Annotated in this window: 11 protein-coding genes; 4 read left to right on the forward strand and 7 right to left on the reverse strand. The window is 62.1% G+C overall.

What is annotated here, in order from left to right; translation table 11 throughout:
- Positions 1–178: 178 nt before the first annotated feature.
- From xthA to C3418_RS21480, 3 genes are all read right to left on the reverse strand, one after another.
- Positions 179–985, reverse strand: coding sequence for an exodeoxyribonuclease III (xthA, locus tag C3418_RS21470; protein ID WP_010673667.1), 807 nt, complete (start codon positions 983–985; stop codon positions 179–181).
- Between the two features lie 252 nt (positions 986–1,237).
- Positions 1,238–2,200, reverse strand: a complete 963-nt coding sequence (locus C3418_RS21475; RefSeq protein WP_069785315.1) for an ion channel — start codon at positions 2,198–2,200, stop codon at positions 1,238–1,240.
- A gap of 60 nt (positions 2,201–2,260) precedes the next feature.
- A complete protein-coding gene (locus C3418_RS21480; RefSeq protein ID WP_103261425.1) occupies positions 2,261–3,907 on the reverse strand; it encodes a response regulator in 1,647 nt (548 codons plus the stop codon).
- Positions 3,908–4,177: 270 nt separating this feature from the next.
- On the opposite strand from C3418_RS21480, the gene C3418_RS21485 reads away from it, so the two are divergent.
- On the forward strand, positions 4,178–4,603 hold the full coding sequence (locus C3418_RS21485; protein ID WP_039039212.1) for an Hsp20/alpha crystallin family protein: 426 nt from the start codon (positions 4,178–4,180) through the stop codon (positions 4,601–4,603).
- Positions 4,604–4,644: 41 nt separating this feature from the next.
- On the opposite strand, the gene C3418_RS21490 is transcribed toward C3418_RS21485, so the two are convergent.
- A complete protein-coding gene (locus C3418_RS21490; protein ID WP_052816446.1) occupies positions 4,645–5,688 on the reverse strand; it encodes an FAD:protein FMN transferase in 1,044 nt (347 codons plus the stop codon).
- 299 nt (positions 5,689–5,987) lie between these two features.
- Between C3418_RS21490 and azu the strand changes: the two genes are divergently transcribed.
- Together azu and C3418_RS21500 are read left to right on the forward strand one after the other, a co-directional pair.
- Positions 5,988–6,428: an azurin gene (azu, locus tag C3418_RS21495; protein ID WP_043155526.1), complete on the forward strand. Its 441-nt coding sequence runs from the start codon at positions 5,988–5,990 to the stop codon at positions 6,426–6,428.
- A gap of 181 nt (positions 6,429–6,609) precedes the next feature.
- Positions 6,610–6,813: a hypothetical protein gene (locus C3418_RS21500; protein ID WP_039039209.1), complete on the forward strand. Its 204-nt coding sequence runs from the start codon at positions 6,610–6,612 to the stop codon at positions 6,811–6,813.
- Here C3418_RS21500 and C3418_RS21505 read toward each other — a convergent pair.
- Both C3418_RS21505 and C3418_RS21510 read right to left on the reverse strand, forming a co-directional pair.
- Positions 6,810–7,379 carry a HutD family protein gene (locus C3418_RS21505; protein ID WP_052815265.1) on the reverse strand — a complete coding sequence of 190 codons (570 nt, stop codon included), beginning with the start codon at positions 7,377–7,379 and terminating at the stop codon, positions 6,810–6,812. The two genes, C3418_RS21500 and C3418_RS21505, sit on opposite strands and share 4 nt — an antisense overlap.
- Positions 7,380–7,508: 129 nt before the next feature.
- The gene (locus C3418_RS21510) at positions 7,509–7,931 is read right to left on the reverse strand and encodes a MarR family winged helix-turn-helix transcriptional regulator (protein ID WP_052815264.1); all 423 of its coding nucleotides are present in this window, start codon (positions 7,929–7,931) and stop codon (positions 7,509–7,511) included.
- A gap of 81 nt (positions 7,932–8,012) precedes the next feature.
- Here C3418_RS21510 and C3418_RS21515 point away from each other — a divergent pair, with 81 nt between their 5' ends.
- Positions 8,013–8,312: a DUF3861 domain-containing protein gene (locus C3418_RS21515; protein WP_042014216.1), complete on the forward strand. Its 300-nt coding sequence runs from the start codon at positions 8,013–8,015 to the stop codon at positions 8,310–8,312.
- 191 nt (positions 8,313–8,503) lie between these two features.
- Here C3418_RS21515 and tnpA read toward each other — a convergent pair whose 3' ends face one another.
- Positions 8,504–8,908 (reverse strand): IS200/IS605-like element ISAs26 family transposase, encoded by a 405-nt coding sequence (gene tnpA, locus C3418_RS21520; RefSeq protein WP_103261424.1) that lies wholly within the window; start codon positions 8,906–8,908, stop codon positions 8,504–8,506.
- Positions 8,909–8,992 lie beyond the last annotated feature (84 nt).

Genomic DNA, 8,992 nt, shown 5'->3' on the forward strand with positions numbered 1-8,992 from the left:
CGGGGCTGCATAGGCGTCATGTTCATAGAAAAACGCCCCAGGCCATCGAGACCCAGGGCGGTGAAGATATCAAAGACCCGTTTTCCGGTAAATCGCAATGCGGCTCCGCTTAAGTGAACAGCATTGCCCGCATGGGCGGGGGCAGGGTCTTTTGGCGAGGGCTAGCCTAGCGTGGGGATCAGGCGAAGCAGGTCCAGATGGGGGCGTGATCCGAGGGCTTGTCGATGCCGCGCAGCTCGTAGTCGATGCCGGTCTCGGTCACTTTGTCCTTGAGGGCGTCGGAGGCCATGATGAGGTCGATGCGCAGGCCCCGGTTCTCGTCAAAGCCCCTGGAGCGGTAGTCGAACCAGGAGAAGCGCTCGCACTCGGTGGGGTTGGCGGCGCGGAAGGTGTCGGTCAACCCGAAGCCTTTCAGGCGCTCCATCCATTCACGCTCGATGGGCAGGAAGGAGCACTTGCCATCCCGCAGCCAGCGCTTGCGGTTCGCCTCGCCGATGCCGATGTCGAGATCCGTGGGGGAGATGTTCATATCCCCGATCAGCGCTATCTGGTCGTCCGGGGTGTGGTGGGTCTCGAGGTAGTGCTGCAGGTCTTCATAGAACTTCTGCTTGGCCGGGAACTTGGTCTCGTGATCCTGGCTCTCCCCCTGGGGGAAGTAGCCGTTCATCACCTTGATGACGGAGCCGTCTTCCCGCTTGAAGCTGGCCATGATCATGCGGCGCTGGGCATCTTCCGGATCGGTGGGGAAACCCTTTTGCACCTCGATGGGAGCCTGCTTGCTCATGATGGCGACCCCGTAATGCCCCTTCTGGCCGTGGAAGACCACGTGGTAGCCCATGGCCTCCACATCCGCGACCGGGAAGGCTTCGTCGTGCACCTTGATCTCCTGCAGGCCGATCACGTCCGGCTGGTGCTTGTCGATAAGGGCTTGCAACTGATGAAGACGGGCGCGCAGGCCATTGATATTGAAAGAGATGATCTTCATGTTCGGGGTGCTCATGTCGTTTTTGTTCGTCGCTTATTGGACTAGGAATCCGCGATGGATGCAAGTTCGGGGGCTGTGACTGGCGCAGCGGCTCGGTAATCTGTTCACGATCTGTCGCGAGAGTCTGTCAGCAAGGTGACGCGCAGCAGAGGAGCCTGAGTGCATATGTATACATGGAAGCGCCTGGCGACACATAAGCGAGCAGCACATGAGCCTTGGAAGCGGCTTCCCAGCAAGATCGTGGACAGGTTTCTAGCGGGTCATCTTCTTGACAAACACCACCACGAACAGTGCCAGCGTGAAGCTGCCGGTAAAGGCTTCGAAGGCGGCGAAGATCCGCGACAACCCCACCGGGGTGAAGTCCCCATACCCCAGCGTGGTGAAGGTCACCACGCTGTAGTAGAGGCACTCCATCAGGAAGATGGCGTTCTGCTCCAGAGGAGCGTCCGGGCGATAGATGAGGTGGGTGCCCGCGAAGTTGAGGCCGCAGAAGAAGTAAAAAATGCTGCAGATGACGATGAGCAGCAGGGAGAAGAGCACCACCCGCATGGGGGCCTCGCCGTAACCGCAGAAGAGATCCACTATCCAGGAGGCGAAGCGGCGGTAGGACCAGAACGGCATCTGCAGGCGGCGCATGGTGAGCTCCTGCTGGATGTAGCGACCGGACATGGTGAAGATGCCCTGGGCCTCCGAGGCCTTGCGCAGATCCCGGTAGGTTTCCTCCGCCTCCTTGAACCAGACGCGGGCCTGCGCCGGGTCCCGCTCGCGGCGCCCCTTTCTGTCCTGCATCAGCCGCTTGCCCGTCTCCAGGTTGTCGAGGCGGGTGTTCTTCCAGCGGATGCCGAGCAGGTTGACGTCGTCGAGGGTAGCGCAGTGGAGGTTCGCTTCGCTCAGATCGGCCTTCATCAGGCTGCCGCCCTTGATGCGAATGCCGTAGAGATGGGCCCCCCGCAGGTTGGCGCGATAGAGGTTGCACTGCTCCAGCAAGAATCCCTCCGGACCCTGCCTGTTCACCAGGTTGAGATCCGCCAGCTCGGCGCGGGCCAGTTGCAGGCCGTGGCACAGGCCCCCCTGGCGCACATAGCGCTCCAGCGCCTGGGCGGTATCAGGGGTGTTGTGGGCCGCAGCGGGGTCGTGCCAGCGGCAGAGATCATGATCCCCTGCCTCTTCGGTGCAGTGGCGGCCATCGGCCACCAGGTATCGGCACATTGCCATGGTGTTGCCCCTCCCTTCCCTGAGTCAGTATCAGCATAGGTGAGGGGAGGAGGGGGGATATCAGCTGTGCTGATGATATTCCTGGCGCAGCTTGCGAAAACGTTCCTGCTGGGCGGGGTTGAGGGGGATGCCCTCCAGCACCTCCAGGGTCTCCTTGCACTCGGTGCCAAACTCCGGGCTCTTGCGGTTCTTCTGCATGAGTTGCAGCAGCACCTGGATCTTGTTGAGGGCGGCGCCGGTATTGGCGGGCGCCCGGCGCAGGGCCTCGCGAAAGTGGCCGAGGGCCTGCTCCAGCTCCCCGGCCTGATAGGCCTTGATGCCCAGATCGTTGAGCTGCTGATAGCGCTGGCGCCGCTCCTGCACCGTCTTGTCATCCCGGGTCACCTGGATGCAGGTGGTGAGCAGCCGATCCTCATCCTCCGCCAGCAGGGATTGCAGGCTCTCGGCGTACTCGAACTCCCCGAGCTGATAGAGGGCGAGTATGGTCTCGCCAAGGAGGGCCGGAGGCATGGTGGCGGGCTCGTCCAGCCAGTTCTGGTTGGCGCGATAGAGCATCTTCTTGCCCTTTAGCAGCTCCCCCAGGGCGATGCGCACCCGGGCCTGGCAGATCTGCTCGAACACCGGGTAGTTGAACTCCGACATCATCAGGGAGTCGCGGATGCGCGACAGGGCGGAGTTCACCTGCTTTTGCAGGTTGGCGATGTGGTAGCCGTCGTTGCTGTTGAGGGCATAGAGGGTAAGGGTCTGGATATAGGCCCCGAGATAATGCGGCGTGCGGTGGATCGAGTTGCGCGACAAATCGATGAGGGCGAGCAGCACGTCCTTGGCCTGGGCGTAGTCGTGCCGTTGCAGGCACACTTCCGCCAGACGGCGGGAGAGCTGCACCGATTGGAGAGAGATGTCCACCGCCCGGCGCAGCTCCTGCTGGGCCTGCTCGTCATTGCCCAGCGCCAGCAGGGACTCCGCGAGCCAGAGGTAAGCCTCCACCATCAGGGGGGTGTGTTTCAGGGTGGCTTGCAGGTGGCTTACCGCCTCCTCGTGCAGACCCAGGGTATGGCACGCCTTGCCCAGGGTGAGGCGAGCCCAGCTGTTCTCCTGCCCCGCCAGCAGCTGGCGCATCAGGCTGCGGGCCTCCTTGGCCTGGCCCAGCTTGAGCTGGGTGTCGGCCTGCAGGCAGCGGCAGAAGTTGGCAAAGCGTGGCACCGCGTCCGCCTGTTTGGCACAGGCCTCCACCAGGGCGGGCAGATCGTCCCGGGTGAGGGCGCTGAAGACGCTCTCCAGTGCCTGGCGACGGGCGAGGGCGCGTTTGAGGCGAAACGAGAACTGCTCCTGGGAGAAGGGCTTCATCAGGTATTCGTCGGGCTCGGCTTCCAGCGCGCTCAGCACCATGGCGCGGGAGCCGTCGCTGCTGACCATGATCACCACGCTTTGGGGCGGAATGAGTTGCTGATCCCGCAGGCTTTCCAGCAACTGGCGGCCGTTCTCGCCCGCCCCCAGCTCATAGTCGAGCAGATAGATGTCGAAGCTCTCTTTCTGGCAGCGGCGGCGCGCCTCGTCGGCGGAGTTGGTGTAGGTGATGCGGTTGATGCCGATGTTGATCAGCATCGCCTTCATCATCATCTGGAAGGAACGCTGTTCGTTGACCAGCAGGATGCGCTTGGGCTTGGGCTGGGGTTTTTTCTCGGGTACGGAGTCCGGTGTCTGCATCTGTCTGGCATCAAGGCGCTACGGGCTGGTGGGAGAAGTGTGCCACCAAAGTCCGCAGGCAGGCAATTGCACATGGGGAGGCCTCCCGGTTTTTCCCGCAGACCTTGGGTGAAAAAAAGGGTGTCTTGCCTTTGATCCCGGTCAAGGGAAGGCGAGTTGGCACTGGCAGGCGCTGTCCCGGTTTTTAGACTTGAAGAGCGTCAGCATGCGGGAGGCAACAGAGGGCAGGGTGCCCGTCTGCTCCCTTGCCCGCTCACAAGGAGGGATCAGATGAGTTTGCTACCGAGTCGCACCAGCCTGTTTGATGACCTGTTCCACGACATGGCCTCCGGCTTCTACATCCGCCCCCTGCACGGGGACCCGTTGCCCAGCCAGATCAAGCTGGATCTGCGGGAGAGCGGGGATGACTACCTGCTGCAGGCGGAATTGCCCGGGGTGGCGAAGGAGGACATCCACGTGGACGTGCACGGCAAGCTGGTGACCCTGAAGGCGGAGATCCGCCAGTTTGACAGCCAGAACAAGGATGAACGGGCCCTGCGCAGCGAGCGCTATTATGGCAGCGTGTCGCGCAGCGTCGAGCTGCCGGTGGAGGTGTCGCCAGAGCAGGTGAGCGCCCGCTTTGACAACGGCATCCTCACCCTGCGCCTGCCCAAGCAGGCGGCCAGCCCCGCGCCCCACCGCATCCCCATCGAATAGGCGGTCAGTGAACGAGGCCCCGCACTGCGGGGCCTCGTCATTCAGGGCTGCTTGCGCACCAGATAGGGGGCAAACTCGGGGGTGTGGCTGGCGGCAAAGCCCGTGGCGGTCTTCTCGATGAGATAGACCGCCAGCTTGTGCTCCCTGGCAAAGGCCATCGCCCGCTCGGGGCCCATCACCATGAGGGCGGTGTCGAGGGCATCGGCCTCCAGGGCCGTGGGGGTGATGACGGTGGCGGAGACCAGCTTGTGGGTCACGGGCTCGCCGGTGGTGGGATCGATGATGTGGGAGTAGCGCTTGCCGTCGAGCTCGTAATAGTTGCGATAGCTGCCAGCGGTGCTCACCGCCATGCCGTTCGGGGTCACCACATCCTCGATGGCGCCCGGTCTGTCCGAGGGCTCGACGATGGCCACCCGCCAGGGATTGCCCTTGTCGTTGTGCCCCTTGCTGCGCACCGCCCCCGCCACCTCGATGAGGTAGTTGTGGACCCCTTTTTGCTCCAGCAGCCCGGCTATCTCGTCGGAGGCCGCACCCTCGCCCAGGGTGGAGAGATCCAGATAGAGATCTGGGATGGCCTTGCCGAGCAGGAAGTGATCCCCCTCGGGGGTCAGGGTGAGCTTGTCGATGCCGACCCGCTCCCGCGCCTTGGCGATCTGCTCTGCGCCGGGCCGCCTGACCGGGCGCTTGTCCGGCCCGAATCCCCACAGATTGACCAGGGGGCCCACGGTGACATCGAGAACCCCCCGGGTGAGGTGCCCGGCGTCAATGCCCTGTTGCACAATCTTCGCCATGGTGGCCGGGATGACCTGGGGGGGCAGCCCCGTTCCCTGATTGAAGCGGGAGATGAGGGAGCCCGGATCATAGGTGGAGATCTCCTTGTTCAGGCGTGCCAGCAGCGCCTCCACCTCCTGTTGCAGTGCTCCCTGTCCGCCGGGGAAGGGGTCGCTCAGGGTCACCGCATAATAGGTGCCCATGGTGTTGCCCTGGATGCGGGTCTGGGTCGGGGCCGGCTGGCAGGCGCCAAGCAGCAGGATCAGGGAGAGCAGCAGGGTGCGCGCCAGCGCAGGCGCAAAGGGGAACTTCATCTCTCATTCTCGCGGGAGTCATCGACGGGGGAGCAGCTTAGCCAACGGCTGCGGTGTTGGCGAGTGGCCGTGGGCGGGAAGGCCGCAAATAATTAAGCGGGACGGGGATGTGAGCAACCCGCTTTGGGCCCGGGGTCGGGAGAAAAGAAGTGACCGGGCCCTCAGGCTGGCCCAAAAGCGGTCGTCCTTCGGTGACATTTGAATATAATGAAGATCGATCCTGACAGCATCTTTGCGGGTCGCGCCCACGGGGGCGAGATGCCTGTGCTGTCATCCTTCGTCAATCAAAGGAGAACGTGATGAAAAAGGTGTTAACCCTGCTGCTTCTTGGCTCCCTCGCCACCCCGGTCCTGGCCGACGAGTGCGCACTGGTGATCGAAGGCAATGACGCCATGCAGTTCAACCAGACGGCGATGAGCGTGCCGGCCACCTGCAAGGAGGTGACGGTGACCCTCAATCACACGGGCAAACTGCCGGTGGCCAACATGGGCCACAACTGGGTGCTGGCCAACACCGCCGACTATCAGGCCATCGCCACCGCCGGCATGAGCGCCGGGGTCGATCACGACTACCTGCCCAAGGATGACCCCAGGATCCTGGCCCACACCAAGCTGGTGGGGGGCGGCGAGAGCACCAGCGTTACCTTCAAGACCGACGGCCTGGCGGGCAAGGATCTCACCTTCTTCTGCTCCTTCCCGGGCCACTTCGCCCTGATGAAGGGCAGCTTCAAGGTGGGGTAGTGCCAAGGACCGTGTCGCCGCCAGTACAAGCAAAAGCCGGGAAGGTCCCGGCTTTTTTGTCTTCGCTTGCGCTGCGTCGCGGTGCTTTCATGATCTGGTCTGGGGTGGCAAGGGGATGAGCGGCGTAGAATAGGCCGCAAATGGGCCAGTGGCCCGCCTACGCCCCTTCGGAAAAGAGAGCATGAATGCAGTGAAATGGATGCTTGGCTGTTGCCTGATGCTGCTGTGTGCCATCGCGCTGGCCGCCGAGCCCCCGGTGAAGAAGAGCCGGAGCGGCATCTGTCACCCCAAGGGCGGCACCTACTACAGCCGCACCAGGCACTATACCCCCTATGACACCATGCAGGCCTGCCTCGACAGCGGGGGCCGTGCCCCCCGGCGTTAAACGGCGGCTTGCTTGGGCTGCAGGGTAAAGAAGGCGAGGGTGGTCTTCTTGCCGCACTCGAAGCGGATGTTCTCCTCCCCCTGCACCACCAGGGTCTCGCCCGGTGCGACCTGCTGTCCCTGCACGGTGAGCTGGCCCTCCAGCAGGTGGCAGAGGTAGCACTTGTCCGCCTCCAGGGTGAGGCTGAGGGGGAAGGGCAGGTTCAGCACCCGCACGTTGGCGCTGATGCGCGCCGGGTGGTAGATGAGCCCGAGATCCGTCACCTCTTTTTTCAGCAGCTCGCAGCGGGTCTCGTTATCCCCGCTGAAGTGGGCCGCCTCGAAGGTGGCGTAGGGGTGGCCGTTGAGCACGAAACCGGCACCGCTGACGGGCAGCAGGATGCGCTGGTAGCCGGGAAAGCGGGAGAAACTCCCCGCTTCCTTGATGGGGGCCGAGCTCAGCCGATAGTCAAAGTCGAGCTTGTCCAGGGTCGAACCAGGGGGGGAGATCAGGATCTGGGCCGTGGTGCCCTGCCTGTTCTTCCAGGGCATTTTCAACTGGTCGGACTCTTTAATCAGGGTGATCACGATGGCGCCTCGGCGGGAAGGGGAGAGTGGGGCCAGTGATACCATCTCCGGGAGTGGCTCACAAGGCGCCGCCAGCACAGGCCGCGCTGGTTGGCCACAAATCAGGCAGCGGATCCCCTGACGCTGACCCTAATCGGTCGACTCAAGCCCTTTTTCTATCTTGTCCAGCAGTTGCTGCAACTGCGCTATCTCCGCCGGCGTCAGCAGGGAACACAGCCGTTCGTCGAGCCGTGCGGCCTCCTGCTCCCCCTGGTTGACCCGCTCGCAGGCCAGCGGGGTCAAGGCCAGACAGATGCTGCGTCTGTCAGTGGGATGGGGCCGCTTCTCGATGAGCCCCTGTTTCTCCATCTCCTGCAGCAGGCGCGTCACCTGCGCCTTGTCGCGGCCAGACCGCTGTGCGATTAGCTGCGGCGTGGCGGGATCCAGCGCATGGATCAGTTGCAGCACCTTGTAATGGAGGGGGCTAAGGGCGATCTGCTGTGCCCGGAAATGCTGCGTCATGGCGATTTTGTACTGATCGAGGATCCGGAAGAGGCGGTTTGACAACCTCATGGTTGATAAAGTCAACTTAAAAGGGTTTAATTGATTTTATCAACCATATGGGCAAAAGCCCAGCCCGAGAGGAGATGAAAGATGCCACACACTTATCGTGTACAGGTCCAGGCGCTGGACCGCGAGGTGCCCCCGTTGCAGTTCGACTGCCAGAATCACGACGACATCTTTGCCATCCTGGCGCTCAGCAAGGGGAAGCTGGCCATGTCGGAGCAGGAACATCAGGCGTTTATCGTCGGGTTGAAGCTGTTTGGCGAAGTCATGATGCAGCATCGCAAAGAGGAGCTGTTCAAGGGGTTTCTCCCCCATTTCAAGCAATTCATGGGGCAACTGAAACGCACCGCCAGGGGAGAGGAGGCCGTGGTCGCCCCTTCCGAGTGACCCTGCCCTGACCCCAAGGGCGAGCGCTCCCGCCATCATGCCTGATGCAAAGGAAACCCCGAGGTTGTGATCCCGGTGCTGTCAAAGCGGCGGCGGCCCGCTACACTGGCAGCTCGTTTCACGGAGGACCCATCTTAAATGCGAAAGGGGACTCCCTCCGACGTAGGTGGGAGGGGAATTTCGCCGGGGCGTCAGCCCCGCTGGTTTTGAATGTATTGCTTGATCACCTCCAACGGTGCTCCGCCGCAAGAGCCCGCAAAGTAAGAGCGTGACCAGAGTACGGGTTTGCTGTAAGCACCTCTCAAGTCCAGAAATTCATTACGCAGTCGCCTTGATGTGACCGCCTTTAACGAGTTCACCAGTACCGATAGCTGCACCGTTGGCGCGTACTCTATCAGCATGTGAACATGATCAGCCTCTCCGTCACACTCTTTCAGTGCCGCACCAAAATCTCTGCAAACCTCTGCCGCACACTGACCGAATGAAGCGTGATGCAGATCCCCCAGTATCGGCTTTCGATACTTGGTAATAAACACCAAATGTACGTGCAAAACGTAGGCCGCATGGCGTGATTTATTAATTTTAGTGAATTGCATTCTGTCACTCAATCGGGCTTAATAGATATGGCGATAATGCTACACACTGAGCGCTAAATGCAAATTCTGAAAGCCTACAAGTTC

Origin of the sequence: Aeromonas sp. ASNIH8 (assembly GCF_002919855.1) — a bacterium.
GTDB classification, from domain to species: domain Bacteria; phylum Pseudomonadota; class Gammaproteobacteria; order Enterobacterales; family Aeromonadaceae; genus Aeromonas; species Aeromonas caviae.